This is a genomic window from Burkholderia glumae LMG 2196 = ATCC 33617 (assembly GCF_000960995.1).
Taxonomy (GTDB): Bacteria; Pseudomonadota; Gammaproteobacteria; order Burkholderiales; family Burkholderiaceae; genus Burkholderia; species Burkholderia glumae.
Genome location: NZ_CP009435.1, coordinates 2992827 through 3019609, shown reverse-complemented (window position 1 = coordinate 3019609; position 26783 = coordinate 2992827). Strand labels below are relative to the sequence as shown.

Genomic DNA, 26783 nt, shown 5'->3' with positions numbered 1-26783 from the left:
TTCGCTGCTGAAACGAAACGGTAGCGATTCAGAAGCAAGCAGTAACAGTGGTGGCTGTAGCTCAGTTGGTAGAGTCCAGGATTGTGATTCCTGTCGTCGTGGGTTCGAGTCCCATCAGCCACCCCAAAGAATTCATTCAAAACAGGCGCTCAGGCGCCTGTTTTGCTTTTCGCGATGCGGATTTCGGAATTCGCGCCCTGGCGTTCGCCGCTTTTCCCTTCCTTCGAGCTTTTCCCTTCCCCCCGGGTCGTGGTGCCGATGCGCCGTGTTGCGATGTACATGCGCAGCCGAATCGCGGGCATCCGCGTCCCGATTCGACGGCTCGGTGACCGGCACCGCCCCTCACGCCAGGCACGTCGCCCGTCACCGAATGCCAGTTCGGGATCGTGACGGCAGACGCCTGGCTAGCGCGATCGTGAATCGGCAGTTGGCGCGCGCAGTGGGGACGCAGCCGTGTCGGGAGATCGGCGCGATGGTCCGCAAGACATCGCGGCTAAACGGCAAGGTCGCTGCGGCGGGTTGGATCTCAGCCGCCCAGCTTCTCCCATGTCGACAGTTCCGGGCCAGAAGTGCCTTGCTCCAAGGTGGGCTCGGGCGGCAGATCGAGATAAACGCTGACAGCGACTTCGTTCGGCCGATATCGAAAGACGCGTCCGATCACGATGAAGGTTTGTGGCCCGCCGGGGAGTTCGTTTTCGAGGAAGTCGCCGGTCTGAGGGAAGGGGGCATCGGCTTCGTAATGGAAGGTGGCGTTCTGCGCTCCCGTCATGACTGCGCGAGCGCGCTCGGTGTAGTTCAAGGTGATGTTGATGGCCATGCGAACCCCGTCGTGGTGGGTTGAGGAACGGAAGAGTTTCGATTCTCGCATAGCCATGATCGGTATCGAGCATCACGCTGGCGACGGCGTCTCCGGAATCGGGATGGATTGCACCGCAGCCTTCGAAAGCCGTTACGGGGCCGGGAAGTACAGGTCGACGGCGCGCAGCGGGCAAATGATTGGCAAAGCTAAGCATGGGAGAAAGCAGGCCGGGCCCTTGCGGACAGAGAAGCCGCGCCGGGATCATAAGACCGGCAAATAATCGATTCCAGTGATAGACGGCAAGACGCGGGCGAGAGAGGGACCACTCGCCGTGCTTGTGAACGCCGTGCCAGCCGGCGTAGAATCGCGGATGCTTTTCGGAGCGTTCGTCGCTCCGAGGTCCCAGGGTGCCCAGTTGTTCCCACATTCGATGCCCGGGGCCATGAGCCATATAACGGAAAAGGCGGTTGACGGCGGCGCTCGTGCTGCCGCAGTGCGGGCTCCGGTTCGTTCAGCCGCCCTCAGGAACTCAGAAGCGGGTCTAGTTATAGACGGCGCCAGCCGACAGGTTGGCGCCGTTTTTGTTTGGCGCTTCAATGCGCACCACAGGTTTGGGCTTCGTAAACAAGCTTGTCGCTCGAAGTAAACTTGATCTTGCGCAAGACTCGGGGAAAGAAACCGAAGCTTTCCCGCGCCTTGCCGTTATCCTTCGATCGACAGCTGACTTGCCTCGGCTGACTTGAGTTTTAGCCCGCTTCGTCGACACCGAAGCGGGCTTTTTTACGCGTAACGACGGCTAAGCTTCCGGCGCGGGCCCTGGCGACGCCGGTGCCGAAGCCAGGCCTGATCAGTGCGCTTCGCCGGCGGCTTTCGGCTTGGTCCCTGGGCCCGGCAGCAGTTCGATATCGCGAGGATCGAGCGGTTCGCCGCACTCCGAGCAGACCATGAGCGGCCGCAGCAGCGCACCGCAGTGCTTGTGGCGGATCAGCACGGGCGGCCCGGCGCCTTCGTCCTTCCAGCGGTCGCCCCAGGCTGTCAGCGCCAGCAGCACCGGATACAGGTCGCGCCCCTTGTCGGAAAGCCGGTACTCATGGCGCGGCGGCCGCTCCTGGTATTGCCGCCGGACAAACACCCCTTCCTCCACGAGTCGCGCGAGCCGGTCGGCAAGCACATGGCGCGTCAGCCCCAACTGGGCCTGGAACGCATCGAAGCGGCGCACGCCGTAAAACGCGTTGCGCAGGATCAGCATGGTCCAGCGATCGCCGAGCACGGCCAGCGTGCGCGCAATCGAGCACGGGAACTCGCCCACGTCGTCCCATTTCATCGGTAGCTCTCGCTTGGTTGGCCTAGTGGGTTCGATTATAGAACGCTCGCTCGAACTGACGATTACCGCGTTGACAGCATTCGATTGCGCAAAGAATAATGCGTTCTGTTTTGGAACTAACTAATGCGCCGGAATTCGCCCGGCGATAAGGAGTGTGCTGATGAAACCGCTCGATTTTTCCGGCATCGACCTGTTGCGTGCGGCGGCCGCGGGCGACGTGCCCGCACCGTCGATCACCCGGACCATGCCGATGCAGCTCGACACGGTCGAGCTCGGCTACGTGAGGATGACGGCACGCGCCGACGAGCGCCATCTGAATCCGCTGGGCGGCGTGCATGGCGGATTCGCCGCCACGGTGCTCGATTCGGTGACGGGCTGCGCGGTGCATTCGATGCTCGAGCAGGGCGTCGGCTACGGCACGGTCGACCTGCACGTGAAGATGCTGCGCCCGGTGCCGCGCGACGTCGAACTGATCGCCGAGGGGCGCGTGACGCATCTGTCGCGCACGCTCGGCGTTGCCGAGGGCACGCTCAAGACCCCCGACGACAAGATCGTCGCGCAAGGCTCGGCCACCTGCTTCATCCTGCGGCCCGAATAAGCGCGCAGCGGGGGCGAGGGCGCGCCACGGCCCACGCCTTCGGCGCCGTCTTGACCGCTGCCCGCCGCGCGGCCGCCGCGGCTACGCGGTGCCCGATGCGTTCACGCATGGCACGAGCGAGCCGCGCGTGAGCCGGCTGCGGCGCGGCGACGGGCGCGATTGCGATACCTTCGCCGTGCCTTGAGCGGCACGCCACCCCTGCGCCGCCACCCGGCGGCATGGGTGCCGAAGCCCGTCCAGGCCGCCGCGCCTCGCATCGATGCGCCGCCGGCTGCCGCCTCGCAGCCGCCGCATGCGATAATCCACGCTTCGCCCGTCATCACGCGCCAGCCCTGGCACCTGATGACGGGCGCCGCGCCTGGCTTTGCGCAGGCGCGGATCCATGCAGGCGGGCGACCGAGCCCGCCGATCACGCTCACGGGCCCGCACGCAGTCAAGGACATGAACACGACCCGCACCACGACCACTTCTCCGGCGCTCGGCTGGGCGACATTCGCGCTGATCGCGATCGTCGGTCTGTTCTACGTGAAGTGGTTTCCGTACTACCACCGCGCCTTCGTCGCGGCCGAGCATCATTCGATCGGCCAGTCGATCCTGATGGGCGCCGCGAGCAACGCGCCGGCGCCGTCCTGGCGCGCGGCGCTCGATTACGCCTGGGCCTACGGCAAGGCGATCTGGCAGGCGATGGTGCTGGGCCTGCTGCTCGGCTCGGCGATCCAGGCGCTGTTGCCCGCGCGAGCGATCGCGCGGCTGCTCGGACGCACCGGCTTCGGCAGCGTCGTCGCGGGCGGCCTGCTGTCGTTGCCGGGCATGATGTGTACCTGCTGCGCCGCGCCGGTGGTGGCCGGCCTGCGCGCGCGGCAGGCGTCGCCGGGCGGCGCGGTGGCGTTCTGGCTCGGCAACACGGTGCTCAATCCGGCCACGCTGGTCTTCATCGGCTTCGTGCTCGGCTGGCAGTGGGTCGGCCTGCGGATCGCGTTCGGCGTCGTGATGGTGTTCGGCATCGGCTATCTGCTGAACCGGCTCGCAGCACCGGCTGCGCCGCCCCTCGACGACGCGACGCTGGCTCGCCTCGCGGCCGGGCAGGCCGTACCGGGCAATCCGTTCGCGCGCTGGCTCGAACTGCTCGCGCGCATGACGCTGCGCCTCGTGCCCGAGTACATCGTGCTGGTGCTGCTGCTCGGCGCGGCGCGCGCGTGGCTGTTCCCGCATGTCGGCGCGGACGTCGGCAACACCGTGCTGTGGATCGTCGCGTTCGCGGTCGCCGGCATGCTGTTCGTGATTCCGACTGCGGGCGAGGTGCCGATCGTCCAGGCCATGCTCGCGCTGGGCGTGGGCGTCGGCCCGGCCGCGGCGCTGCTGCTGACGCTGCCGCCCGTGAGCGTGCCGTCGATGGCGATGCTGTCGCGTTCGTTCCCGGCCCGTTCGCTCGCGCTGGTCGCGGCGCTCGTGGTGGGTTTCGGCATCGTGGGCGGCTTCGCCGCGGTGGCGCTCGGCTTCTGAGCGCCGGCGTCCGACCGGCTCCGTGTCTCGGCCGCGCCGCCCATCCCGTGCGGCCAGAAGCATGACGAATCGACCGCCGCCGCGATCTCGCGGCGGCTTCCCCCGAAGCAATCAGGATTAGGCATGAAGCAACACAAGATCCATCCGAAACTCGAACAGGCGCTGACGCGAGGCGATCTCGCGATCCGCCAGGCCAATTCCGCACGCGCGACGGCGGTGCTGAACGCACTCGGCAAGATGATCGTCGAGGCGTCCTCGACGATCGGCGTCGAGGCCAGCATCGACATCCCGCAGGGCGACCGGATCTACGATCCCGTCAATGGCCTCTGGCCGCAGCGCATGCGCGTGTCGTTCGACGGTCCGGTCGAGGAAGCGGACGAGGAGGAGCTGCGTTCGGTCTACCTGCTGGCCGACGATCCGGGCACGATGTTCCGTGTCGAATGGCATCGTGCCGACGGCAAGCTCGGCCGCCACGAAGGCGGCCCGATCGCGACGGTGGCGTTCCTGACCGATGTCGAGATGCCCTGGGGCGACGACGACGCGTAAGCACCGCCACGGTGGCCGCCGAGGCGCCCGTTGGCCGGGCGCTCGCAGGCGCGAAGCGGCACCGCGGATGCGTGTCTGCCTGCGGTGAGCGCCGCGCATGCGTCTCGCTCTGTTGCGGGATGGCGCGGCGGGGCGGCATGCGCGGCAGCGCACGGTGCCGCCGCGCAATGGGGCGCGCTCGGGCGCAACCGCGCGCGCCGCTGCTTCAGCGCATCATGCGGCGGCGGAACAGCCAGGCCGAGACGAGGAAGCCGACCAGCGCGTAGGCGGCCAGCACGCCCGCATGCAGCGCGACGTCGCTGACCGGCCGGCCCAGCATGGCGGGCCGGATCAGGTCGATGGCGTTCGCGAGCGGCAGCGCGTTGGCGGCATAGCGCGCGACGGCGGGCAGTTGCTCGACGGGAAAGAACACGCCCGAGAGCAGCAGCATCGGCGTGAGCGCGAGCGTCTGGTAGAACATGAAGAAGTCGTAGGACGGCGCCACTGCCGTCACGATCATCGTGACGCTCGCGAACGCCAGGCCGGCGAGCGCGATCGCCGGCACGGCCGCCAGCAGCGAGGGAAACGATGCGTAGCCGAGCGCGCCCGCGACCAGCATGATCGCGGTGCCCGACAGCATCGCCTTGCTGGCGGCCCAGACGATCTCGCCGAGCACGATGTCGCCGAGCGCGAGCGGCGTATGCATGATCGCCTCCCAGGTGCGCTGCGCATGCATGCGCGAAAACGCCGAATACATCGCCTCGAAGCTGGCCGACATCATCACGCTCGAGCCGGTCGTGCCGGCAGCCAGGAAGGCGATGTACGACACGCCGTCGACGTGGCCGACCATCAGCCCGAGCCCGAGGCCCAGCCCGAACAGGTAGATCATCGGATCGGCGAGGTTGCCGATCATCGACGCGAACGCGAGCTTGCGCCAGACCAGATAGTTGCGGCGCCAGACGGCGATCCAGTTGGTCGCGTTGGCGGGCAGCGCGATCGTGATGCGGGCGTCGCGCGATCGCGGCGCCGCGGGGGACGGCGAGTGGCCGGTAGGCATGGCGGTCAGTCCTGCATGTCGCGGCCGGTCAGCCGCAGGAACACGTCTTCGAGATTTGCCGGCCGGTGCAGGTAGCGCAGGCCGGGCCGGCCCTTCAGCGTTCGGGCGAGCGGCTCGGCATCGTCCACGTAACAGAACAGCGTCTCGCCGCTGATTTCGGCACGCGCGACGAGCGGCGCGAGTTCGTCGCGCAGCGCGGCCGGGTCGGTGCCGTAGATTTCCACCACGTCGCAGCCGATCTCGGTCTCGATCAGCGCCGGCGGCGCGCCCTCGGCGATCTTGCGGCCCGATTCGACGATGCAGAGCCGGTCGCAGAGCCGCTCGGCCTCCTCCATGAAGTGCGTGGTCAGCAGGATCGTCTTGCCGCGCGCCAGCAGCGAGCGCAGCCGCTCCCACATCAGATGCCGCGCCTGCGGATCGAGCCCCGTGGTCGGCTCGTCGAGCACCAGCACGTCCGGATCGTTGACGAGCGCGCGCGCCAGCGTGAGGCGGCGCTTCATGCCGCCCGACAGCTCGCCCACTTTCGCCTCGGCCTTGCTCTCGAGTTTCGCGAATTCGAGCAGCGACGGCACCAGCTCGCGCGCCTGGCCGGCCGACAAGCCGAAGTAGCGTCCGAACACGAGCAGATTCTCGCGCACCGTGAAGTCGGGGTCGAGATTATCGAACTGCGGTACCACGCCCACGCGCTGCCGTGCATGGCGCGCGCGCCCCGGCACCGGCTCGTCGCAGAGCCGGATCGAGCCGGCGTCGGGCTGCGTGATGCCGAGCAGCATCCGCAGCGTGGTGGTCTTGCCGGCGCCGTTCGGGCCGAGCAGCCCGAAGCATTCGCCGCGCTGCACGCGAAACGACAGATGATCGACGACGAGCCGCGCGCCGAAGCTTTTTTTGACATCGAGGAATTCGATCGGAGCGACGGACATGACGGTGCGCGGGGCGAAAGGGGCGGAAGGGCTCACGAAGCCGCCATTCTAGTGCATCGGGCCCGATAACCGCCCGCACCTGCCGCGCCATCGTGCAAGCGTGCACCGTGACGCGGCACGCCTGCCCGGCAAGGGCCTGGGTGTTTTCCAGCCCTTGCATCCCGAATTGCGGCGCACGATCATGGAGCGACGACCGATCTCGCAACGGAGGCGATCATGGCCAGTTATCAGAAAATCCTGCTCTGCTACGACGGCACGCTCGAGGGCCGCAAGGCGCTGCGCTGCGGTGCCGACCTCGCGCTCGAACTGAAGGCCGAGACCCATCTGCTGTCGGTGGTGGACATGCGCTCGAGCATCGCGCAGAGCGCCGGGCTGCTGACCGACGTTGCCTGCGGGCGTTTCGAGGAGACGGCGCGCGCGATCCTGCAGGAGGGCGTCGACTGGCTGACCGCGCGCGGCGTCCAGGCGCAGGGCCATTTCGCGTTCGGTTATCCGATCGACGAGATCGCGAATCTCGCGAAGGAGCTTGGCGCCGATCTGGTCGTCGTCGGCCACCGCTGTCGCAGCGGGCTCTCGCGCTGGTGGATGGGCGCCGGCAACACGCAACTGCTCGACCGCGTTTCGTGCAGCATCCTGGTGGCCTGCGCGTCGTCCGACGAGCAGCGCGAGGAGCTGGCGAAGGAAAAGGAAGCCGCGCTCGCGGCGGCCTCCCAGGCCTGAGCGCCGGCCGGGCGGGACGATCGGCACGATCGGCACGATCGATCGGCCGGACCGGCCCCCTTGCTTGGCAGGCGAGCCGGCGCGGCGCGAATTCCGTGCCCGCCGGCGGCGGCTTTCGCCCCTGTCGCCGGCCGCTTTCGCTCCTGGCGGCGCGGATGCGTCAGGGCTGCAGATCGATCGCGCTGAGCTTCCAGCCGAACAGGCCGCTGCGCCGGAAGATCGCGGCGTAGCGCGTGCCGCCGGCGTTGCGCTGATAAACGGCGACGAACTCGTTGATGCCATGGTAGGCGGCGCTCGATTGCGGCGCCGCAGGCGGCACCGCAGCGCTGCCGGGCGGCGGCGCGCTGGCCGTGGCGGGGGGCGCGGCCAGCGCGCCGGATGCCGGGGCGGGTGGGGCAGCCGGCGGCGCGGGCCGATCGAGCGCCGGCGGCTGCTGGCGCGGATCGCCGTTCGGCGGCAGGCCGCTGAGCAGCGCGGCGACGCCCTCGGGCGTCGCGTAGGCATCGACGAGCGGGCCGATCAAGGCCGAGCCGACCATCGCGCCGAGCATCGCGAGCGGATTGTCGTGCCGCTGCAGGTCGATGCGACGCATCAGTTCATCGGTCAACTGCTGTTTCAGGCTGATGCGCAGGGCCGGGTAGTCGACATAGCGGCTGATCGCCTGCGCATCGCGCGCATCGACTGCCTGCTTCAACCCGCGCAAGGCGAGATAGGGCGACGCGGCCGCATACAGGATCACCGCGAGCAGTGCGACGGCAACCACGGCAAGCAGCCAGCCGAGCCGCCTGCGGCGCGGGGGCGGAACGGACGACGAATCGGACGATGAATCGGACGACGGGGAAACGGACACCAGGCCTCCTGTCTCGAAAGACGGTCTCGGAACCTGGAGAGCGTATCAGACCATCAGGCCGCCGAGCGCTCCTCGGCGATACAACGATCGATCATGCGACACACTGCATCGATCGTTCCCACCATGATCACGCGCGATTGCCCGTGGTAGACGCGCACCGGCGCACGGCGTGCCGGCTCGGCATGATTAAGCCCGGCATTCAGCGAGACGCGCGCGAAGGCCGGCAGCGCCGACGGCAGCGCGGCCGCCGCGGCCGGCTCGATGGCCAGCGGCAGGGCGCCGGTTTCGGCGGGTTCGCCGGCCAGCGGTGCGCAGGGCGTGCGGCCCCGCAGATGGCGCAGGCGGCCGAATTGACGGAAGGGCAACAGGCGGGTGAAGCGTTCCATGTGTTCTCCAGATCGGATGGAGGGACGAACGTGCTGAGCAGATTCAAGCCGGCAGCGGACGAAGCGACCGGCAGCCGGCCCCGGTATTACAGTTCCCCGGAGCGGATCAGCCCGACGGCGATGCCTTCGAGCGCGAATTCCGCGCTGCCGGCCTTCACGAAGATGTTTTCGTAGTCGGGGTTTTCGGCGATCAGCTCGATGCCGGTGGAATGGCGCTTCAGGCGCTTGACGGTGACGTCGTCGCCGAGCCGCGCGACGATGATCTGGCCGTCCTTGGCTTCGCTGCGCTTCTGCACGGCGAGCAGATCGCCGTCGAGGATGCCGGCGTCGCGCATCGACAGCCCGCGTACCTTCAGCAGGTAGTCGGGTTTGCTCGTGAAGAGGGCCGGGTCGCAAGCGTAGTGCTGCGAGATGTGTTCCTGCGCGAGGATCGGGCTACCTGCCGCGACACGCCCGACGAGCGGCAGCGACAGTTGCATCAGCGCCGCATGCGGCAGCGTGAGCTGGTGCGGCGCCTCGTCGAGACCGAGCAGGCGAATGCCGCGCGAGGCGCCGGCGGCCAGCTCGATCACGCCCTTGCGGGCAAGGGCGCGCAAGTGCTCCTCGGCCGCGTTCGGCGAACTGAAGCCGAGTTCGGCCGCAATCTCGGCGCGGGTCGGCGGGAAGCCGGAGCGCTCGATCGCGCGGCGAACCAGGTCGAACACTTGCTGCTGGCGTGCGGTGAGTTTGGTCATGGTCGGACTGTATGGATAGACAGTGATCTGTATTTTTATACAGTAGTCGGGGAAATTCAAGCGTTACTTCAGGTTCGGCGCTATCGCGTCGATTCTGCCGCGATCGAGCGACGTCGAAACGGCGGTTTCGATGCCGCAACCGTCCGTCGGACGGTCCTTACCACTTTTTCATATAAAAGAATTCGGAACGATTATTTTTAATGATGTAAGCCCTTCGCTAGACTGGCCCGGCATTGCAAAAAACGATCCACGCACCTCGGGAGATCACGGGATGGTCAAGGGCAACATGGGGCTGGCGGGCGGGGTCCGCCGTCTGATCGCCACGCTGGCGGTAGGCACGGCGGCGCTCGGCGGCGTCACGCACGCACTCGCGGACACGACGTTGCTGAACGTCTCGTATGATCCGACCCGCGAGCTGTATCAGGACGTCAACCAGGCGTTCGGCAAGGAATGGAAGGCCAAGACGGGCGAGACCGTCAACTTCAAGCAGTCGCACGGCGGCTCCGGCGCGCAGGCGCGCTCGGTGCTCGACGGCCTGCAGGCCGACGTGGTGACGCTCGCGCTCGCCTACGACATCGACGCGCTGGCCAACAAGGGCCTCGTCGCCAAGGACTGGCAGAAGCGCCTGCCCGACAACGCCTCGCCTTACACCTCCACCATCGTGTTCCTGGTGCGCAAGGGCAACCCGAAGGGCATCAAGGATTGGGACGACCTGATCAAGCCGGGCGTGTCGATCGTCACGCCGAACCCGAAAACCTCGGGCGGCGCGCGCTGGAACTACCTCGCGGCCTGGGCCTACGCGCTGCACCGGCCGGGCGGCAACGCGCAGAGCGCGAAGGACTTCGTGGCCAAGCTCTACAAGAACGCGGGCGTGCTCGATTCGGGCGCGCGCGGCGCGACCACCAGCTTCGTGCAGCGCGGCATCGGCGACGTGCTGATCGCCTGGGAAAACGAGGCGTTCCTGTCGCTGAAGGAGTTCGGCCCTGACAAGTTCCAGATCGTCGTGCCCTCCGTCAGCATCCTGGCCGAGCCGCCCGTCGCGGTGGTCGACAAGGTGGTGGACAGGAAGGGCGACCGCAAGCTGGCCGAAGCCTATCTGAACTTCCTCTACAGCAAGCAGGGCCAGGAAATCGCGGCGCGCAATTTCTATCGCCCGCGCTCGAAGGACGTGCCGGCCGAACTGACGAAGCAGTTCCCGAAGCTCAAGCTCTACACCGTCGACGACACCTTCGGCGGCTGGGCCAACGCGCAGAAGACGCACTTCGCCGACGGCGGCGTGTTCGACTCGATCTACCAGCCGCAATAAGCGCGGCACGCAGTACCCGCGGCAGGGCAGCAAACCGAGGCCGCGCGGCGCGAGCGAGCGCACGCGCGGCCCGATACAACGATGGACTCGAATTGACGCGCGGCCGGCCGGCACCTTCGGCGCGGCCGCGCCTCCCATGTCAACCTAGGAAGCGCATTCGCATGACGACGTACACCTTCCGCAAGCCGAGCGCGCTGCCCGGCTTCGGCGTGACGCTCGGCATCACGGTGGCCTATCTGAGCCTCGTGGTGCTGATACCGCTCGCCTCCACCTTTCTGAAGACCGCGACGCTGACCTGGGACCAGTTCGTCGCCGCGACGACTTCCGCGCGCGTGCTCGCCTCGTACCGGCTCACCTTCCTTGCGGCGTTCGGCGGCGCGCTGATCAACGCCGTGTTCGGCTTCCTGGTGGCCTGGGTGCTGGTGCGCTACCGGTTCCCGTTCCAGCGCGTCGTCGACGCGATCGTCGACCTGCCGTTCGCGCTGCCGACCTCGGTCGCGGGCATTTCGCTGGCGGCCGTCTACGCCTCCAACGGCTGGCTCGGCCGCTATCTCGCGCCGCTGGGCATCAAGATCGCATTCACGCCGCTCGGCGTGCTGGTGGCGCTGACCTTCATCGGGCTGCCGTTCGTGGTGCGCACGGTGCAGCCCGTGCTCGAGGAATTCGAGCGCGAGCAGGAGGAGGCCGCCGCCTGCCTCGGCGCCTCGCGCTGGCTGACGTTCCGCCGGGTGGTGCTGCCGGCCGTGTTCCCGGCCCTGTTGACGGGCTTCGCGCTTGCGTTCGCGCGTGCGCTCGGCGAGTACGGCTCGGTGATCTTCATCGCCGGAAACGTGCCGATGAAGTCCGAGATCACCTCGCTCTTGATCATCACCAAGCTCGAGCAGTACGACTACGCGGGCGCCACCGCGATCGCGGTGGTGATGCTGGTGGTCTCGTTCCTGATGCTGCTGCTCATCAATACGCTGCAATGGTGGCTGCAGCGCCGCACCGGCCGCAGCGCGAGCGCTCCGGTGCCGGCCGTGGCCGGCACTGCGGCGGCCGCCGCCGGAGGTGCGCAATGAGCCGCGAATCCACCTCAGCCGTGCTGCCCGCCGGCGCCGCGCCGCGTGCGAAGGCCGCGCGCCGGCGCGATCCCGTCACCGAATCGCGGCTGGTGCGCTGGGCGCTGACCGGCCTCGCGCTGCTGTTCCTGGCCGGCTTCCTGGTGGTGCCGCTCGCGGCCGTGTTCGCGCAGGCGCTGGCCAAGGGCATCGGCTTCTACTTCGAGGCGCTCGGCGACCCCGACGCCTGGGCCGCCATCGAGCTGACCGTGACGGTGGCCGCGATCGCGGTGCCGCTGAACCTGGTGTTCGGGGTCTGCGCGTCGTGGGCGATCGCCAAGTTCGAGTTTCGCGGCAAGGCGCTGCTGACCACGCTGATCGACCTGCCGTTCTCGGTGTCGCCGGTCATCTCGGGCCTCGTCTACGTGCTGCTGTTCGGCGCGCAGGGCTGGCTCGGGCCGTGGCTCGAGGCACATGACGTCCAGATCATCTTCGCCGTGCCCGGCATCGTGCTGGCGACGATCTTCGTCACCTTCCCGTTCGTCGCGCGCGAGCTGATCCCGCTGATGCAGGCCCAAGGCAACGACGAGGAGGAAGCCGCGCGCGTGCTGGGCGCCTCCGGCTGGCAGATCTTCCGCCGCGTGACGCTGCCCAACGTGCGCTGGGGCCTGCTGTACGGCGTGATTCTCTGCAACGCGCGCGCGATGGGCGAGTTCGGCGCGGTATCGGTGGTGTCGGGCCATATCCGCGGCCAGACCGACACCATGCCGCTGCATGTCGAGATCCTCTACAACGAATACAACTTCTCGGCCGCGTTCGCGGTGGCCTCGGTGCTGGCCCTGCTCGCGCTCGTCACGCTGGCGCTGAAGCTGCTGGCCGAACGCCGCATGTCGGCCGAAATCGCCGCGGCGCGCGCTGGCGCCACGGCGCACTCCTGATCGAAGAGGCACACCAGATGGGTATCACCGTTCGTAACCTGCACAAGCAATTCGGCGACTTCACGGCGCTCGACGACGTCTCGCTCGATTTCCCGCCCGGCGAGCTGGTGGCGCTGCTCGGCCCGTCCGGCTGCGGCAAGACCACGCTGCTGCGCGTGATCGCGGGCCTCGAGCACGCGGACGCGGGCCAGGTCGTGCTGCAAGGCCAGGACGTGGCCGACGTCGGCGCGCGCGAGCGCCAGGTCGGCTTCGTGTTCCAGCACTACGCGCTGTTCCGCCATATGACGGTGTTCGAGAACGTCGCGTTCGGGCTGCGCGTGAAGCCGCGCGCCGAGCGTGCGTCCGAGGCCGTGATTCGCGAGAAGGTGCACGAGCTGCTCAGGCTGGTGCAGCTCGATTGGCTGGCGCCGCGCTATCCGTCCGAGCTCTCGGGCGGCCAGCGCCAGCGCATCGCGCTGGCCCGCGCGCTCGCGGTGGAGCCGAAGGTGCTGCTGCTCGACGAGCCGTTCGGCGCGCTCGACGCGAAGGTCCGCAAGGAGCTGCGCGGCTGGCTGCGGCGCCTGCACGACGACCTGCACATCTCGACGCTGTTCGTCACGCACGACCAGGAGGAGGCGCTGGAAGTGGCCGACCGCATCGTCGTGCTCAATCACGGCCGCGTGGAGCAGGTGGGCAGCCCGCAGGAGGTGTACGACCATCCGCAGAGCGCGTTCGTCTACGAGTTCCTGGGCGCGGCCAACCGGCTCGACGGCGTGGTGCAAGGCGACGGCTTCGTGGCCGACGGCGCGGCCGGCCCGATCGCGGTGGCGGCCGGCTTCGCCGGCCGCGCGCATGCCTACGTGCGCCCGCACGACCTGCAGATCGTCGCCGCCGGCCAGGCGCGCGGCGACGGCATCGCGGTGGACGTGCGGCGCGTGGTGCCGCTGGGCGGCACGGTGCGCGTCGAACTCGCGCCGCGCGCCGGCGGCGCGCCGCTGGAGGCCGAACTCGATCGCGACACCTGGCGCGCGCTCGCGCTCGGCGTGGGCGACGGCGCCACCGCGGTGCCGCGCCATGCGCGCGTGTTTCCGGCGCGCTGAGGCCCGCCTTTCGTCGCCATCGACCCCTATCACGACAACGCCCCTGAGAGGCTGACCCATGAACTTCCAACAACTGCGCTTCGTTCGGGAAGCGGTACGCCAGAACATGAACCTGACCGAGGTCGCGAACGTGCTCTACACGTCGCAGTCGGGCGTTTCGAAGCAGATCAAGGATCTGGAGGACGAACTCGGCGTGGACATCTTCGTGCGCCGCGGCAAGCGGCTGACCGGCCTGACCGAACCGGGCAAGGCCGTGCATCAGCTGATCGAGCGGATGCTGCTCGACGCCGAGAACCTGCGCCGCGTGGCGCGCCAGTATGCCGACCAGGACAGCGGCCACCTGGTGGTGGCGACCACCCACACGCAGGCGCGCTACGCGCTGCCGAAGGTGATCCGCCAGTTCACCGAGGTGTTTCCGAAGGTTCATCTGGCGCTGCGCCAGGGCAGCCCGCAGCAGATCGCGCAGATGATCCTGAGCGGCGAGGCCGACGTCGGCATCTCGACCGAGGCGCTCGACCGCTACCCGGACATCGTCACGTTCCCGTGCTATTCGTGGCATCACACCGTGGTGGTGCCGAAGGATCACCCGCTGGTGGGCCGCGAGAACCTGACGCTCGAGGAAATCGCCGAGCATCCGATCATCACCTACGACCAGGACTTCACGGGCCGCTCGCACATCGACCAGGCGTTCGCGAAGGCGGGCGCGGTGCCCGACGTGGTGCTGACGGCGATCGACGCGGACGTGATCAAGACCTATGTCGAGCTCGGCATGGGCATCGGCGTGGTGGCCGCGATGGCCTACGACGCGCAGCGCGACGCGGGGCTCGTGGCGCTCGACACCCAGCACCTGTTCGAGGCCAGCACGACGCGGGTGGGCCTGCGCAAGGGCGCGTTCCTGCGCTCCTATGCCTACCGGCTGCTCGAAATGTTCGCACCGCACCTGACCGAGGCCGAGATCGCCGCGCAACTGAAGGAAACCGTACTCTGAGCACGCGGCGCCGCGCCCGCCGAGCGGCGGCGCCGGCGCCATGTCGTTCCGGGCCGCACCGGCACCCGCGTCGTCATCGAGGCTGCGCACAAGCGTCGCACCCGACTCACTCTCCATCCACGTTCAATCAGGGCAAAACCCCGTTGCGCATCCCGCGCAATCGGTCCAGCATTGGCGCCTGCCGAAGTGCGCGGCCGGCCGGTCCGATCCGCTGGAATGCCACCGGGCATGCCGACGTGAGCCGTCGCAAGCCGGGTTCGCCGCCTTTCGGGGTGCGCGCGTGGCTGTTTTCGCGCCGTGCCGGACACTATCGAGCAAACGTTTGCTCAACATGAAAACGACACCCGGGCAACCGGGACAGACCAATGAGGAGAAGTTGTATGGATTTCCGTATTCGCCGCCGTGTTCTCGCCGCCGCGCTCGCCGGCGCCGCCATCGCGATCGTGCCGCCCGCCGCGCAGGCCCAGGCCGCGCACAAGCCGAAGGTCGCGCTGGTGATGAAGTCGCTCGCCAACGAGTTCTTCCTGACCATGGAGAACGGCGCGAAGGAGTATCAGCAGCACAACCCGGCGCTGTTCGAGCTGGTCACGAACGGCATCAAGGACGAAACCGACACGGCCAACCAGATCCGCATCGTCGAGCAGATGATCGTGGCCAAGGCCGACGCGATCGTGCTGGCACCGGCCGATTCGAAGGCGCTGGTGCCGGTGGTGAAGAAGGCGGTGGATGCCGGCATCATCGTCGTCAACATCGACAACCGGCTCGATCCGGACGTGCTGAAGTCCAAGAACCTCAACGTGCCGTTCGTCGGCCCCGACAACCGCAAGGGCGCGCGCAAGGTCGGCGACTATCTCGCCAAGCGCCTGAAGGCGGGCGACGAGGTGGGCATCGTCGAGGGCGTGTCGACCACCACCAATGCGCAGCAGCGCACGGCCGGCTACCAGGACGCGATGAAGGCGGCGGGCGTGAAGGTGGTGTCGGTCCAGTCGGGCGAGTGGGAGATCGACAAGGGCAACGCGGTCGCCTCGGCGATGCTCAACGAATATCCGAACCTGAAGGCGCTGCTGTGCGGCAACGACAGCATGGCGATCGGCGCGGTGTCGGCGGTGCGCGCGGCCGGCAAGGCGGGCAAGGTCTACGTGGTCGGCTACGACGACATCAACGCGATCAAGCCGATGCTGCAGGACGGCCGCATTCTCGCCACCGCCGACCAGTACGCGGCCAAGCAGGCCGTGTTCGGCATCGACACGGCGCTGAAGGCGATCGCCGAGCACAAGAAGCAGTCGCAGCTGTCGGGCGTGGTCGAGACGCCGGTCGACCTGATCGTCAAGCAGTAAGGCGCGCATGGCAACGATCGCAACCACCGGTGCGCCGCTGCTCGAGGTCACGGGCATCGGCAAGACCTATGCGGAACCGGTGCTGGCCGACGTCTCGCTCGTGCTGCAGGCGGGCGAGGCGCTCGCGTTGACGGGCGAGAACGGCGCGGGCAAGAGCACGCTGTCGAAGATCGTGGGCGGCCTCGTCACGCCCACGGCGGGTGCGATGCGGCTGGCCGGCGGCGCCTATGCGCCGGCCAGCCGCCGCGAGGCCGAGGCGCTAGGCGTGCGCATGGTGATGCAGGAGCTGAACCTGCTGCCCACCCTGACGGTGGCCGAGAACCTGTTCCTGAACCGCCTGCCGCGCCGCTTCGGCGTGATCGACCGGCGCCGGCTGCGTGCCGACGCGCGCGAGGCGATGGCGCGCGTCGGACTCGACGCGATCGACCCGGACATGCCGGTCGGCGCGCTCGGCATCGGCCACCAGCAGATGGTCGAAATCGCGCGCAACCTGATCGGCGACTGCCGCGTGCTGATCCTCGACGAGCCCACCGCGATGCTGACCGCGCGCGAGGTCGAGCTGCTGTTCACGCAGATCGACCGGCTCAAGGCGGCCGGCGTCGCGCTCGTCTACATCTCGCACCGGCTCGAGGAGCTCGCGCGCGTGGCCGAGCGCGTGGCGGTGCTGCGCGACGGCCGGCTGGTGCACGCCGGGCCGATGGGCGAGGTGTCGGGCGAGCGGCTGGTGGCGCTGATGGCCGGCCGCGAGGTGGGCGAGCACATCGAGTTCGGCGAGCGCCGGATCGGCGCGCCGCGGCTCGCGGTGGCGGGCCTCAGGCGCGGCAGCGCGGTGCGCGACGTGTCGTTCGAGGTGCGCGCGGGCGAGATCTTCGGCATCTCGGGGCTGATCGGCGCCGGGCGCACCGAACTGCTGCGGCTCATCTACGGCGCCGACCGCGCCGAGGCCGGCACGGTGTCGGTCGGCACGCCGCCGCGCCCGGTGCGCATCGCCTCGCCGGCCGACGCCGTCCGGCACGGCATCGCGCTGATCACCGAGGACCGCAAGGGCGAGGGGCTGCTGCTGTCGCAGCCGATCGCGGCCAACGTGTCGCTCGGCCAGCTGGGCCGGATCTCGCGCGGCGGGGTGGTCGACACGCGGCGCGAGCACGCGCTCGCCCAGCGCCAGATCGAGGCGATGCGGATTCGCACGCGCGGGCCGGCGCAGCCGGTCGCCGAGCTGTCGGGCGGCAACCAGCAGAAGGTCGTGATCGGCCGCTGGCTGGCCCACGAGATGGGCGTGCTGCTGTTCGACGAGCCCACGCGCGGGATCGACGTCGGCGCCAAATTCGACATCTATGCGCTGATGGGCGGCCTCGCGCGCGAGGGCCGCGCGCTCGTGGTGGTGTCGAGCGACCTGCGCGAGCTGATGCTGATCTGCGACCGGATCGGCGTGATGTCGGCCGGCCGCATGACGGCCGTGTTCGAGCGCGGGCACTGGACCCAGGACGCGCTGCTGGCCGCCGCGTTCGCCGGCTTCGCGCGCCGCGCCGCCACGCCCGCACCGACGCCGGCTGCGCCGGCAGATGATTCGACTCCAGGAATTCCTTCATGAACGAACCGATTCTCCCCGGCCACGACACGGCCGGCAGCGCCGCGCCCGACGCGGCCGCGCCTTCCGCCAAGCGCCTCTCGGGCACGCGGCTCGGGCTTTCCAACTATCTGGGCCTGGCCGGCGCGCTGCTTGCGATGATCGCGCTGTTCTCGGCGCTCAGCTCGCATTTCCTCACGTATGACACGTTCAGTACGATCGCGAACCAGATTCCCGACCTGGTGGTGATGTCGGTCGGCATGACCTTCGTGCTGATCATCGCCGGCATCGATCTGTCGGTCGGCTCGGTGCTGGCGCTGGCCGCCTCGGTGGTCAGCGTGGCGGCGCTGCAGTGGCACTGGGCGCCGCTGCCGGCCGCGCTGCTCGGCATGGCCGCGGCGGCGCTCGCCGGAACCGTGACCGGGGCCGTGACGGTGGGCTGGCGGATTCCGTCGTTCATCGTCTCGCTGGGCGTGCTGGAGGGCGCGCGCGGGCTGGCCTACCAGCTGACCAATTCGCGCACCGCGTATATCGGCGATGCCTTCGATTTCCTGTCGAATCCGTTCGCACTGGGCATCTCGCCGGCCTTCGCGATCGCGGTCGTGGTGATGCTGGTGGCGCAGTTCGTGCTTACCCGGACGGTGTTCGGCAGATACCTGGTTGGTATCGGTACCAATGAAGAGGCCGTCAGGCTTGCGGGGGTGAACCCTCGTCCGTATAAAATCGTCGTGTTTGCGTTGATGGGCGCGCTGGCGGGGCTTGCGGCGCTGTTCCAGATCTCGCGGCTCGAGGCTGCCGACCCGAATGCGGGCGTCGGGCTCGAACTGCAGGTGATCGCAGCCGTCGTGATCGGCGGTACGAGCCTGATGGGCGGGCGCGGCTCCGTGATCAGCACGTTTTTCGGCGTCTTGATCATCTCGGTGCTGGCGGCGGGGCTGGCCCAGATCGGCGCGAACGAACCGACCAAGCGCATCATCACCGGTGCCGTGATTGTCGTCGCCGTCGTACTGGACACGTATCGCAGCCGCCGGTCGCGCACTTAAAGAGATAGAGCAGAGGGATTCAAAATGGCGACGATCAAGGATGTGGCTGCCATGGCGGGCGTGTCGTTCACCACGGTGTCACACGTGGTGAACAATTCGCGGCCGGTGTCGGCCGACGTGCGAGCGAAGGTGGAGCGGGCGATCATCCAGCTCAACTACGTCCCGTCGGCCGTCGCGCGATCCCTGAAAGCCCGCGCGACGGCCACCATCGGCCTGGTCGTGCCGAACAGCACGAATCCGTATTTCGCCGAACTCGCGCGCGGCATCGAGGACCAGTGCGCGGCACGCGGGTATTGCGTGTTCTTCTGCAATTCCGACGACGATCCCGTCAAGCAGCGCAATTATCTGCGCGTGCTGCAGGAAAAGCGCATCGACGGGCTGATCATCGCCTCGGCGGGCGAGGATGCGGTGCTGGCCCACACGCTCGCCGATTCGCGCGAGCCGCTGGTGGTGGTGGATCGCAACATCGAGGGGCTGTCCGCCGATCTGGTGCAGATCGACCACGAGCGCGGCGCCTACCTGGCCACGCGCCACCTGATCGAGCTCGGGCATTCGCGAATCGGCTGCATCACCGGCCCCATCGATACGGCGGTCAGCGCGATGCGCGTGCACGGCTTCATCCGCGCGATGGCCGAGCGCGGCCTCGACATCGCGCCCGGCGCGATCGCCGAGAGCGACTTCTCGTGCCTGGGCGGCCATCGCGGCGCGGCTGAGCTGCTCGACAAGCTGCAGCCCACGGCGATCTTCGCGGGCAACGACCTGATGGGCATCGGCGCGCTGCGCGCGGTGGCCGAGCGCGGCCTGGGCGTGCCGCACGACTGCTCGATCATCGGTTTCGACGACATCGAGATGTCGAGCTACACCTACCCGGCGCTGTCGACGGTTGGCCAGTCGGCGCGCGCCCTCGGCGAGATCGCGGCGCAAACGCTGATCGAGCGGATCGCGGCCGGCTCGGCGGGCTCGGCAGCCATGACCAAGCGCCGCCGCGTGGTGTCGCCGCGGCTGGTGCTGCGCGAATCGACCGCGGCCTACAAAGGCGAAGCCGGCCTCACGCCGGCCGTGCGCGCATGAGCGCCGGCGCGCGGGGCGGCCGGCGGCCGGGCGGGCGGGTTGCCGTGGTCGGCAGCCTGAACATGGATCTGGTGGTGCGGGCGCCGCGCCTGCCGAAGCCGGGCGAGACGCTGAGCGGCCATGGCTACGCCCAGGCCGCGGGCGGCAAGGGCGGCAACCAGGCGGTGGCCGCCGCGCGGCTCGGCGCGCGGGTGGCGATGCTCGGACGCCTCGGCGACGACGCCAACGGCGCCGCGCTGCGCGCCGCGCTCGAAGCCGAGCAAATCGACTGCGCGGCGCTCGCGACCAGCGCCGGCGTGCCGACCGGCGTGGCGCTGATCGTGGTGGACGACGCGAGCCAGAACGCGATCGTGATCGTCGCCGGCGGCAACGGGCTGGTGACGCCGGAGGACGTGGCCGCCCACGACGCGATGATCGCGGCGGCCGACGTGCTGGTCTGTCAGCTCGAGACCCCGCTGCCGGCCGTGCGCGCCGCGCTGGAGGCGGGGCGCCGCCACGCATGCAGCGTCGTGCTGAATCCGGCGCCGGCGCTCGCGCCGCTGCCGGACGGCTGGCTGCCGCTGGTCGACTGGCTGATCCCGAACGAGATCGAGGCGGCCGCGCTGACGGGCGTCGCGATCGCGACGCCGGCCGATGCGGAACTGGCCGCACGGCAGCTCGCGCAAGCCGGCGCGCGCAACGTGATCGTCACGCTCGGCGGGCAGGGCGTGGTGGCCCGGCAAGCCGACGGCAGCACGCGCCATTATCCGGCCCCGAAGGTGGAGGCGGTCGATACGACCGCGGCCGGCGACACCTTCATCGGCGGCTTCGCGGCGCGGCTCGCGGCCGGCGAGACGCCCGACGAGGCGATCCGCTTCGCGCTACGCGCGGCCGCATTGTCCGTGACGCGGGCCGGTGCGCAACCTTCTATTCCGACCCTACAAGAGCTCTCCAAGTAGGCGCCGTGCGCGCCTGCGGGCAGCGGCGGTTCTTCGAATCCGGCTTCGCGCCGGATTCTTTCGTTTGGGGATGGCGTTCATCGGGCCGGACGCGTCGGGGGATCGCCGCAGCGGGCCGTCACGTCGCCGCGCTCGGCCCGGCGCGTGCCGCCGGTGCGGGCAGCCTGCAGGGTGCGCATCGTGTACCCGGCCCGGATCGCGGCGGGCGGCTCGCCCCGCTGCGCTGCGTTCCTGCTGCACTCTCGACCGGGCCGTCGCGCGACCCGGCGTGCGCGGCGAGGTTCCGCGATCCCGTGGCAAACCGGCGGGCATCGTCAGGCCGATGAGCGGGCGGGCCGCGCGCGCGCGCGTCTGTCATGAGCGGGCGAGCCGCGTGCGCCTTTCATCACCGTCGCTGTCGTCGGCGCAGCCATCGTCGTGCGCGCACCGTGTTCTGCGCAGCACCGGATCGGCGCGTGCCGTGCGCGCGACTCGACGCGATCGCAGTGCTTGGTCCGCTTCGTTTCGGTTCATCGCCGCGAACCACTGTTTCGTTCCATTGCCGTCCGGATGCACGACAGGCGAAACACGCCACGCGTTTTCCCCAATACGTCGCGCGTGCCGCCTCGCGTGTCATCGACGCATCGGCCGCGCGCCTCGCAAGGCGTGAGGCGATGCGCGCCTCGTCGTGCGCGCATCGTGCGCCATCGCACGCCTTCGCGCGAAGCAGGATCGATCGCAAAAAATTGTAACGAATGCGAGCGCGCTGTCGTCCGAATTGCCGGCTCGATCGTATAGGGAAGCAGGGAGGAACGCGTCCGATGCGAGAGACGATTCCGTGCAACCTAAGAGGATGCGTGCGTTACGTTGGGAAGCTCGGGGAGAACATTGTATGGCAGTCAAAAAGACCAGTCCAAGCGGGGTTTTTCTGAGTGCCTGGCAGCAACGTTCCGACTGAAGTTTGTTCGTGAAAAAATAAGTAAATGGGTTTAGGATGAAATCGAACGGTCCTGCTTCTGAGTGATCCAACGAAGGCAAGATCGTCTTCCGTCACAAGGCGAGGAGGTAGCATGGATATTTACAGCAGCTTCGCGAACCGCTTCGAGAAAACTCGGGAGGAGGAGTTCTCGCTCGAAGAATATCTCGCGCTCTGCAAGAACGATCCATCGGCGTACGCCACTGCAGGCGAACGCATGTTGGCAGCCATCGGGGAACCGGAGCAGGTCGATACGCGAAACGATCCGCGTTTGTCGCGAATCTTCGCGAACAAGGTCATCAAGGTCTATCCCGCGTTTCGCGAGTTCTACGGGATGGAGGAAGTGATCGAGCAGGTGGTCGCGTACTTCCGCCATTCGGCGCAGGGGCTAGAGGAGAAGAAGCAAATCCTCTATCTGCTCGGGCCGGTGGGCGGCGGCAAGTCGTCGATCGCCGAGCGTCTCAAGCAACTGGCCGAACGCGTGCCGTTCTATGCGCTGAAGGGGTCGCCCGTCAACGAATCGCCGCTCGGGCTGTTCGACTACGATGAGGACGGCCCGATCCTCGAGGAGCAATACGGCATTCCGCGTCGCTACCTCAAGAGCATCCTGAGCCCGTGGGCCGTCAAGCGGCTGCACGAGTACAACGGCGACATCCGCCAGTTCCGCGTGGTGCGCCGCTATCCGTCGATCCTGCGCCAGATCGGCATCGCCAAGACGGAGCCGGGCGACGAGAACAACCAGGACATCTCCTCGCTGGTCGGCAAGGTCGACATCCGCAAGCTCGAGCAGTACGCGCAGGACGATGCCGACGCCTACAGCTACTCGGGCGGCCTCTGCCTGGCGAACCAGGGCCTGCTCGAATTCGTCGAAATGTTCAAGGCACCGATCAAGGTGCTGCATCCGCTGCTGACCGCCACCCAGGAAGGCAACTTCAAGGGCACCGAAGGGTTCGGCGCGATTCCCTTCGACGGCGTGATCCTCGCCCACTCCAACGAGTCCGAATGGAAGGCGTTCCGCAACAACAAGAACAACGAGGCGCTGCTCGACCGGATCTTCGTCGTGAAGGTGCCGTACTGCCTGCGCGTGTCGGAAGAGATCCGCATCTACGAGAAGCTGATCCGCAGCTCCTCGCTGGCCGACGCCGTCTGCGCGCCGGGCACGCTGAAGATGATGGCGCAGTTCTCCACGCTCACGCGGCTGCACGAGCCCGAGAACTCGAGCCTGTTCTCGAAGATGCAGGTGTATGACGGCGAGAACCTCAAGGACACCGATCCGAAGGCGAAGTCGTATCAGGAGTATCGTGACTACGCCGGCGTCGACGAGGGCATGACGGGCGTGTCGACGCGCTTCGCGTTCAAGATCCTGTCGCGCGTGTTCAACTTCGACAGCTCGGAGGTGGCCGCGAACCCGGTCCACCTGATGTACGTGCTCGAGCAGCAGATCGAACGCGAGCAGTTCCCGCCGGAAACCGAGCAGAAGTATCTGTCGTTCGTGAAGGATCTGCTCGCCTCGCGCTATGCGGAATTCATCGGCAAGGAGATCCAGACGGCGTACCTCGAATCGTATTCGGAGTACGGGCAGAACATCTTCGACCGCTACGTGACCTATGCGGACTTCTGGATCCAGGATCAGGAGTTCCGCGATCACGACACGGGCGAGAGCTTCGACCGCGCCTCGCTGAACGCCGAGCTCGAGAAGATCGAGAAGCCGGCGGGCATCAGCAATCCGAAGGATTTCCGCAACGAGATCGTGAACTTCGTGCTGCGTGCGCGGGCCGCGAACGGCGGGAAGAACCCGGCCTGGGTCAGCTACGAGAAGCTGCGCGTGGTGATCGAGAAGAAGATGTTCTCGAACACCGAGGAACTGCTGCCGGTGATCTCGTTCAACGCCAAGGGATCGGCGGAGGAGCAGCGCAAGCACGAGGACTTCGTGAACCGCATGGTCGCCAAGGGCTACACGCCGAAGCAGGTGCGCCTGCTCTGCGACTGGTATCTGCGCGTGCGCAAGTCGTCATGATGCATCTGTTGCACCGTCCGCGCGGCCTGGCCGCGCGGGCACCCTGAGCGACGCGCCGCACGGTGGATCGTGCGGCACGTCCCGGCGTATCGACTTTCGAGCGGGAGACCGGGAGTGCTTCATCAAATCATCGACCGCAGGCTGGCCGGCAAGAACAAGAGCATTGCAAACCGCGAGCGCTTTCTGCGTCGCGTCAAGAACTACATTCGCCGGGCGGTGTCCGATGCCGTCCGCGACCGTAGCATCAAGGACATCCAAAGCACCCAGAGCATCACCATTCCACGCAAGGACATCGCGGAGCCCACGTTCCGCCATGCCTCCGGCGGGCGGCGCGAGCACGTGCATCCCGGCAATTCCGACTACATTCGCGGCGACAAGATCCCGCGCCCGCCGGGCGGCTCCGGCGGGGGCGGCAGCCAGGCCAGCAACGAGGGCGAGGGGCAGGACGACTTCGTGTTCGAGCTGAGCCGCGAGGAATTCATGCAGTATTTCTTCGACGACCTGGAACTGCCGCGGCTCGTGCAGACGCATCTGCTGGCGGTGCCGAGCTGGAAGAACGTGCGCGCGGGCTGGGCGGCGGAAGGCACGCCGAACAACATCGACGTGGTGCGCTCGCTGCGCAGCGCGCTGGGCCGGCGCATCGCGCTCGGCTCGCCGCTCGTGGCCGAGCTGCGCGGGCTGGAGGCACGGCTCGAGGCGCTGCAAGACGACCCCGGCGACCACCGCGTCGAGATCGCCGAGCTCGAGGCGCAGATCCATCACCTGAAAGGGCGCATCTGGCGGATTCCGTTCATCGATCCGTTCGACCTGCGCTACGTGAACCGCGTGAAGCAGCCGCAACCGTCGAGCCAGGCCGTGATGTTCTGCCTGATGGACGTGTCGGGCTCGATGGACGAGCAGCGCAAGGATCTCGCCAAGCGTTTCTTCATCCTGCTCTACCTGTTCCTGAAGCGAAACTACGAGCGCATCGAGGTGGTGTTCATCCGCCATCACACGCGCGCCGAGGAAGTCGACGAGGACACCTTCTTCCATTCCACCGAGAGCGGCGGCACGGTCGTGTCGAGCGCGCTCGAACTGATGCGCAAGGTGATGAACGAGCGCTACTCGCCGACCGAATGGAACATCTACGGCGCGCAGGCCTCGGACGGCGACAACTGGACCGACGACTCGCCGAAGTGCCGCAAGATCCTGCAGGAGGACATCCTCACCAAGACGCGTTACTTCGCCTATATCCAGGTGGCGCCGGAAGAGCAGAATCTGTGGCTCGAATACGCGCAGCTCGCGCTGTCGCAGCCGCACATGGCGATGAAGAAGGCCGAGTCGGCCGCGGACATCTACCCGGTGTTCCGCGAGCTGTTCGAAAAACACGTGGAAACCTGATGGCATGACGACACGCCACCCGGACAACGCGGCGCGCGGCTGGCAGGCGCGCCACACGGGCGACGACGCGCCCGGCCCCGGCACCGATCGAGCCGGCGCCGACGCGTCGCCGCCGCACCCAGCAATGCCCGAGAGCGGGCTGAAGGAAGGGCGCATGAACGTCGCCGAACGCAAACCGCTGCCGTGCCCGTCGGACTGGACCTTCGAGCTGATCGAGGAGTACGACACGCACATCGCGCAGGTCGCCGAGCAATACGAGCTCGACATCTACCCGATCCAGCTCGAGTTGATCAGCGCCGAGCAGATGATGGACGCCTACGCGTCGGTCGGGATGCCCGTCAACTACCGCCACTGGTCGTTCGGCAAGCATTTCCTGTCGACCGAGAAGAGCTACCGGCGCGGCCAGATGGGCCTCGCCTACGAGATCGTGATCAACTCGAACCCCTGCATCGCGTATCTGATGGAAGAGAATACGCTGACCATGCAGGCGCTCGTGATCGCGCACGCCGCCTACGGCCACAACTCGTTCTTCAAGGGCAACTACCTGTTCCGGCTCTGGACCGACGCGCATGCCATCGTCGATTACCTCGTCTACGCCAAGAACTACGTCGCCGAGTGCGAGGAGCGCTACGGGCTCGACCGCGTCGAGGAACTGCTCGACTCGTGCCACGCGCTGATGAACTACGGCGTGGACCGCTACAAGCGCCCGCAGAAGCCGTCGCTGGCCAAGGAGGCCGCGCTGCGGCGCGAGCGCGAAACCTATCTGCAGTCGCAGGTCAACGAGCTCTGGCGCACGCTGCCCGGCCGCAAGCCGGAAGCGGCCGACGAGGAAGTGGAGGGGCGCTACCCGCCCGAGCCGCAGGAGAACCTGCTGTACTTCGCCGAGAAGAACGCGCCGCTGCTCGAGCCCTGGGAGCGCGAGGTGATCCGCATCGTGCGCAAGGTCGGGCAGTACTTCTACCCGCAGCGGCAGACGCAGGTGATGAACGAGGGCTGGGCCACCTTCTGGCATTACACGCTGCTCAACACGCTCTACCAGCAGGGCAAGCTGGCCGACGGCTTCATGATGGAGTTCCTCCATTCGCACAGCAACGTGATCTACCAGCCGCCCGTCACCAAGCCCTACTACAGCGGGATCAACCCGTATGCGCTGGGCTTCTCGATGATGAGCGACATCCGGCGCATCTGCGAGAATCCGACCGAGGAAGACCGCCGCTGGTTTCCGGAGCTGGCCGGCAGCCCGTGGCTGCCGGCGCTGCACTACGCGATGCGCAACTTCAAGGACGAGAGCTTCATCGCGCAATACCTGTCGCCGCACCTGATCCGCGAGATGCGGCTGTTCTCGGTGCTCGACGACGACATGCGCGATTCGCTCGAAGTCTCGGCGATTCACGACGACAGCGGCTATCAGTACGTGCGGCAGGCGCTCTCGCGCCAGTACGACATCCACCACCGCGAGCCGAACATCCAGGTGTGGGCCGTCAATACGCGCGGCGACCGCAGCCTCACGCTGCGCCACTTCATGACCGACAACCGCCACCTGGCCAACGACAGCGACGAGGTGCTCAAGCACATGGCGCGGCTCTGGCAGTTCGACGTGTTCCTCGAGAGCGTCGACGAGGCCGGCACGGTGCGCAAGCGCTACGAGTGCCGCTACCGGCCGCCCGAGGTGCGGGTCTGAGCGGCGGGCGGACGCGCCGTCCGCCCG

Annotated in this window: 25 protein-coding genes and 1 tRNA gene; 18 read left to right on the top strand and 8 right to left on the bottom strand. The window is 67.8% G+C overall.

From position 1 onward, the window contains the following. Positions 1-50 precede the first annotated feature (50 nt). Positions 51-126: transfer RNA gene (locus tag KS03_RS26050), tRNA-His, on the top strand. 23 nt (positions 127-149) lie between these two features. Here the strand turns inward: KS03_RS26050 and KS03_RS33105 are convergent. The 3 genes from KS03_RS33105 to KS03_RS26035 form a co-directional block, all read right to left on the bottom strand. Then, on the bottom strand, positions 150-281 hold the full coding sequence (locus KS03_RS33105; RefSeq protein ID WP_254985960.1) for a hypothetical protein: 132 nt from the start codon (positions 279-281) through the stop codon (positions 150-152). Between the two features lie 245 nt (positions 282-526). Further along, positions 527-817, bottom strand: coding sequence for a hypothetical protein (locus KS03_RS26045; protein WP_015875900.1), 291 nt, complete (start codon positions 815-817; stop codon positions 527-529). Positions 818-1646: 829 nt separating this feature from the next. Next, positions 1647-2123, bottom strand: coding sequence for a winged helix-turn-helix transcriptional regulator (locus tag KS03_RS26035; RefSeq protein ID WP_015875899.1), 477 nt, complete (start codon positions 2121-2123; stop codon positions 1647-1649). Positions 2124-2283: 160 nt separating this feature from the next. Between KS03_RS26035 and KS03_RS26030 the strand changes: the two genes are divergently transcribed. The 3 genes from KS03_RS26030 to KS03_RS26020 all read left to right on the top strand — a co-directional run bounded on the left by KS03_RS26030 (position 2284) and on the right by KS03_RS26020 (position 4770). After that, positions 2284-2721, top strand: a complete 438-nt coding sequence (locus KS03_RS26030; RefSeq protein ID WP_015875898.1) for a PaaI family thioesterase — start codon at positions 2284-2286, stop codon at positions 2719-2721. Positions 2722-3162: 441 nt separating this feature from the next. Then, on the top strand, positions 3163-4224 hold the full coding sequence (locus tag KS03_RS26025) for a permease (RefSeq protein WP_015875897.1): 1062 nt from the start codon (positions 3163-3165) through the stop codon (positions 4222-4224). Between the two features lie 123 nt (positions 4225-4347). Further along, complete coding sequence (locus tag KS03_RS26020; RefSeq protein WP_015875896.1) at positions 4348-4770, top strand: hypothetical protein; 423 nt, start codon at positions 4348-4350, stop codon at positions 4768-4770. A 205-nt stretch (positions 4771-4975) separates the two neighbouring features. Here the strand turns inward: KS03_RS26020 and KS03_RS26015 are convergent, their stop codons facing one another. Both KS03_RS26015 and nodI read right to left on the bottom strand, forming a co-directional pair. Further along, positions 4976-5806 (bottom strand): ABC transporter permease, encoded by an 831-nt coding sequence (locus KS03_RS26015; protein ID WP_015875895.1) that lies wholly within the window; start codon positions 5804-5806, stop codon positions 4976-4978. A gap of 5 nt (positions 5807-5811) precedes the next feature. Next, a complete protein-coding gene (gene nodI, locus KS03_RS26010; RefSeq protein ID WP_015875894.1) occupies positions 5812-6726 on the bottom strand; it encodes a nodulation factor ABC transporter ATP-binding protein NodI in 915 nt (304 codons plus the stop codon). Between the two features lie 216 nt (positions 6727-6942). On the opposite strand from nodI, the gene KS03_RS26005 reads away from it, so the two are divergent. After that, positions 6943-7446, top strand: a complete 504-nt coding sequence (locus tag KS03_RS26005) for a universal stress protein (protein ID WP_015875893.1) — start codon at positions 6943-6945, stop codon at positions 7444-7446. Between the two features lie 160 nt (positions 7447-7606). Here the strand turns inward: KS03_RS26005 and KS03_RS26000 are convergent, their stop codons facing one another. From KS03_RS26000 to lexA, 3 genes are all read right to left on the bottom strand, one after another. Beyond that, a complete protein-coding gene (locus tag KS03_RS26000; RefSeq protein ID WP_088499466.1) occupies positions 7607-8296 on the bottom strand; it encodes a DUF2939 domain-containing protein in 690 nt (229 codons plus the stop codon). Between the two features lie 53 nt (positions 8297-8349). Next, entirely contained in the window at positions 8350-8682 is a 333-nt protein-coding gene (locus KS03_RS25995) for a hypothetical protein (protein WP_015875891.1), read from the bottom strand. Positions 8683-8768: 86 nt separating this feature from the next. After that, entirely contained in the window at positions 8769-9416 is a 648-nt protein-coding gene (lexA, locus tag KS03_RS25990) for a transcriptional repressor LexA (protein ID WP_035983643.1), read from the bottom strand. Positions 9417-9687: 271 nt separating this feature from the next. Here lexA and KS03_RS25985 point away from each other — a divergent pair, with 271 nt between their 5' ends. The 13 genes from KS03_RS25985 (at position 9688) to KS03_RS25925 (ending at position 26756) form a co-directional block, all read left to right on the top strand. After that, positions 9688-10722, top strand: a complete 1035-nt coding sequence (locus KS03_RS25985; protein WP_015875889.1) for a sulfate ABC transporter substrate-binding protein — start codon at positions 9688-9690, stop codon at positions 10720-10722. Positions 10723-10883: 161 nt separating this feature from the next. Next, positions 10884-11783, top strand: a complete 900-nt coding sequence (gene cysT, locus KS03_RS25980; RefSeq protein WP_015875888.1) for a sulfate ABC transporter permease subunit CysT — start codon at positions 10884-10886, stop codon at positions 11781-11783. Further along, positions 11780-12700 carry a sulfate ABC transporter permease subunit CysW gene (gene cysW, locus KS03_RS25975; RefSeq protein ID WP_015875887.1) on the top strand — a complete coding sequence of 307 codons (921 nt, stop codon included), beginning with the start codon at positions 11780-11782 and terminating at the stop codon, positions 12698-12700. The genes cysT and cysW overlap by 4 nt, the downstream gene beginning before the upstream one ends. A gap of 17 nt (positions 12701-12717) precedes the next feature. After that, positions 12718-13779, top strand: coding sequence for a sulfate/molybdate ABC transporter ATP-binding protein (locus KS03_RS25970; RefSeq protein WP_015875886.1), 1062 nt, complete (start codon positions 12718-12720; stop codon positions 13777-13779). 58 nt (positions 13780-13837) lie between these two features. Then, positions 13838-14767 (top strand): CysB family HTH-type transcriptional regulator, encoded by a 930-nt coding sequence (locus KS03_RS25965; protein WP_015875885.1) that lies wholly within the window; start codon positions 13838-13840, stop codon positions 14765-14767. Between the two features lie 380 nt (positions 14768-15147). After that, positions 15148-16104 (top strand): sugar ABC transporter substrate-binding protein, encoded by a 957-nt coding sequence (locus tag KS03_RS25960; RefSeq protein ID WP_015875884.1) that lies wholly within the window; start codon positions 15148-15150, stop codon positions 16102-16104. A gap of 7 nt (positions 16105-16111) precedes the next feature. Continuing rightward, positions 16112-17695, top strand: coding sequence for a sugar ABC transporter ATP-binding protein (locus KS03_RS25955; RefSeq protein ID WP_015875883.1), 1584 nt, complete (start codon positions 16112-16114; stop codon positions 17693-17695). Further along, the gene (locus tag KS03_RS25950) at positions 17692-18714 is read left to right on the top strand and encodes an ABC transporter permease (RefSeq protein ID WP_015875882.1); all 1023 of its coding nucleotides are present in this window, start codon (positions 17692-17694) and stop codon (positions 18712-18714) included. Before KS03_RS25955 ends, KS03_RS25950 begins: the two co-directional genes overlap by 4 nt. A 24-nt stretch (positions 18715-18738) precedes the next feature. Further along, complete coding sequence (locus tag KS03_RS25945; RefSeq protein WP_015875881.1) at positions 18739-19785, top strand: LacI family DNA-binding transcriptional regulator; 1047 nt, start codon at positions 18739-18741, stop codon at positions 19783-19785. Continuing rightward, complete coding sequence (gene rbsK, locus KS03_RS25940) at positions 19782-20723, top strand: ribokinase (protein WP_035980078.1); 942 nt, start codon at positions 19782-19784, stop codon at positions 20721-20723. The genes KS03_RS25945 and rbsK overlap by 4 nt, the downstream gene beginning before the upstream one ends. A 1049-nt stretch (positions 20724-21772) precedes the next feature. Further along, a complete protein-coding gene (locus KS03_RS25935) occupies positions 21773-23695 on the top strand; it encodes a PrkA family serine protein kinase (protein WP_015875879.1) in 1923 nt (640 codons plus the stop codon). Positions 23696-23809: 114 nt separating this feature from the next. Further along, on the top strand, positions 23810-25075 hold the full coding sequence (locus KS03_RS25930; protein ID WP_015875878.1) for a YeaH/YhbH family protein: 1266 nt from the start codon (positions 23810-23812) through the stop codon (positions 25073-25075). A gap of 4 nt (positions 25076-25079) precedes the next feature. Continuing rightward, positions 25080-26756 (top strand): SpoVR family protein, encoded by a 1677-nt coding sequence (locus KS03_RS25925; protein ID WP_015875877.1) that lies wholly within the window; start codon positions 25080-25082, stop codon positions 26754-26756. Positions 26757-26783 lie beyond the last annotated feature (27 nt).

What these genes read in the sequence shown, in the direction of transcription:
- KS03_RS33105 (WP_254985960.1), bottom strand. Translation starts at nt 281, where the DNA reads ATGTACATCGCAACACGGCGCATCGGCACCACGACCCGGGGGGAAGGG.
- KS03_RS26045 (WP_015875900.1), bottom strand. Translation starts at nt 817, where the DNA reads ATGGCCATCAACATCACCTTGAACTACACCGAGCGCGCTCGCGCAGTC.
- KS03_RS26035 (WP_015875899.1), bottom strand. Translation starts at nt 2,123, where the DNA reads ATGAAATGGGACGACGTGGGCGAGTTCCCGTGCTCGATTGCGCGCACG.
- KS03_RS26030 (WP_015875898.1), top strand. Translation starts at nt 2,284, where the DNA reads ATGAAACCGCTCGATTTTTCCGGCATCGACCTGTTGCGTGCGGCGGCC.
- KS03_RS26025 (WP_015875897.1), top strand. Translation starts at nt 3,163, where the DNA reads ATGAACACGACCCGCACCACGACCACTTCTCCGGCGCTCGGCTGGGCG.
- KS03_RS26020 (WP_015875896.1), top strand. Translation starts at nt 4,348, where the DNA reads ATGAAGCAACACAAGATCCATCCGAAACTCGAACAGGCGCTGACGCGA.
- KS03_RS26015 (WP_015875895.1), bottom strand. Translation starts at nt 5,806, where the DNA reads ATGCCTACCGGCCACTCGCCGTCCCCCGCGGCGCCGCGATCGCGCGAC.
- nodI (WP_015875894.1), bottom strand. Translation starts at nt 6,726, where the DNA reads ATGTCCGTCGCTCCGATCGAATTCCTCGATGTCAAAAAAAGCTTCGGC.
- KS03_RS26005 (WP_015875893.1), top strand. Translation starts at nt 6,943, where the DNA reads ATGGCCAGTTATCAGAAAATCCTGCTCTGCTACGACGGCACGCTCGAG.
- KS03_RS25995 (WP_015875891.1), bottom strand. Translation starts at nt 8,682, where the DNA reads ATGGAACGCTTCACCCGCCTGTTGCCCTTCCGTCAATTCGGCCGCCTG.
- lexA (WP_035983643.1), bottom strand. Translation starts at nt 9,416, where the DNA reads ATGACCAAACTCACCGCACGCCAGCAGCAAGTGTTCGACCTGGTTCGC.
- KS03_RS25985 (WP_015875889.1), top strand. Translation starts at nt 9,688, where the DNA reads ATGGTCAAGGGCAACATGGGGCTGGCGGGCGGGGTCCGCCGTCTGATC.
- cysT (WP_015875888.1), top strand. Translation starts at nt 10,884, where the DNA reads ATGACGACGTACACCTTCCGCAAGCCGAGCGCGCTGCCCGGCTTCGGC.
- cysW (WP_015875887.1), top strand. Translation starts at nt 11,780, where the DNA reads ATGAGCCGCGAATCCACCTCAGCCGTGCTGCCCGCCGGCGCCGCGCCG.
- KS03_RS25970 (WP_015875886.1), top strand. Translation starts at nt 12,718, where the DNA reads ATGGGTATCACCGTTCGTAACCTGCACAAGCAATTCGGCGACTTCACG.
- KS03_RS25965 (WP_015875885.1), top strand. Translation starts at nt 13,838, where the DNA reads ATGAACTTCCAACAACTGCGCTTCGTTCGGGAAGCGGTACGCCAGAAC.
- KS03_RS25960 (WP_015875884.1), top strand. Translation starts at nt 15,148, where the DNA reads ATGGATTTCCGTATTCGCCGCCGTGTTCTCGCCGCCGCGCTCGCCGGC.
- KS03_RS25955 (WP_015875883.1), top strand. Translation starts at nt 16,112, where the DNA reads ATGGCAACGATCGCAACCACCGGTGCGCCGCTGCTCGAGGTCACGGGC.
- KS03_RS25950 (WP_015875882.1), top strand. Translation starts at nt 17,692, where the DNA reads ATGAACGAACCGATTCTCCCCGGCCACGACACGGCCGGCAGCGCCGCG.
- KS03_RS25945 (WP_015875881.1), top strand. Translation starts at nt 18,739, where the DNA reads ATGGCGACGATCAAGGATGTGGCTGCCATGGCGGGCGTGTCGTTCACC.
- rbsK (WP_035980078.1), top strand. Translation starts at nt 19,782, where the DNA reads ATGAGCGCCGGCGCGCGGGGCGGCCGGCGGCCGGGCGGGCGGGTTGCC.
- KS03_RS25935 (WP_015875879.1), top strand. Translation starts at nt 21,773, where the DNA reads ATGGATATTTACAGCAGCTTCGCGAACCGCTTCGAGAAAACTCGGGAG.
- KS03_RS25925 (WP_015875877.1), top strand. Translation starts at nt 25,080, where the DNA reads ATGACGACACGCCACCCGGACAACGCGGCGCGCGGCTGGCAGGCGCGC.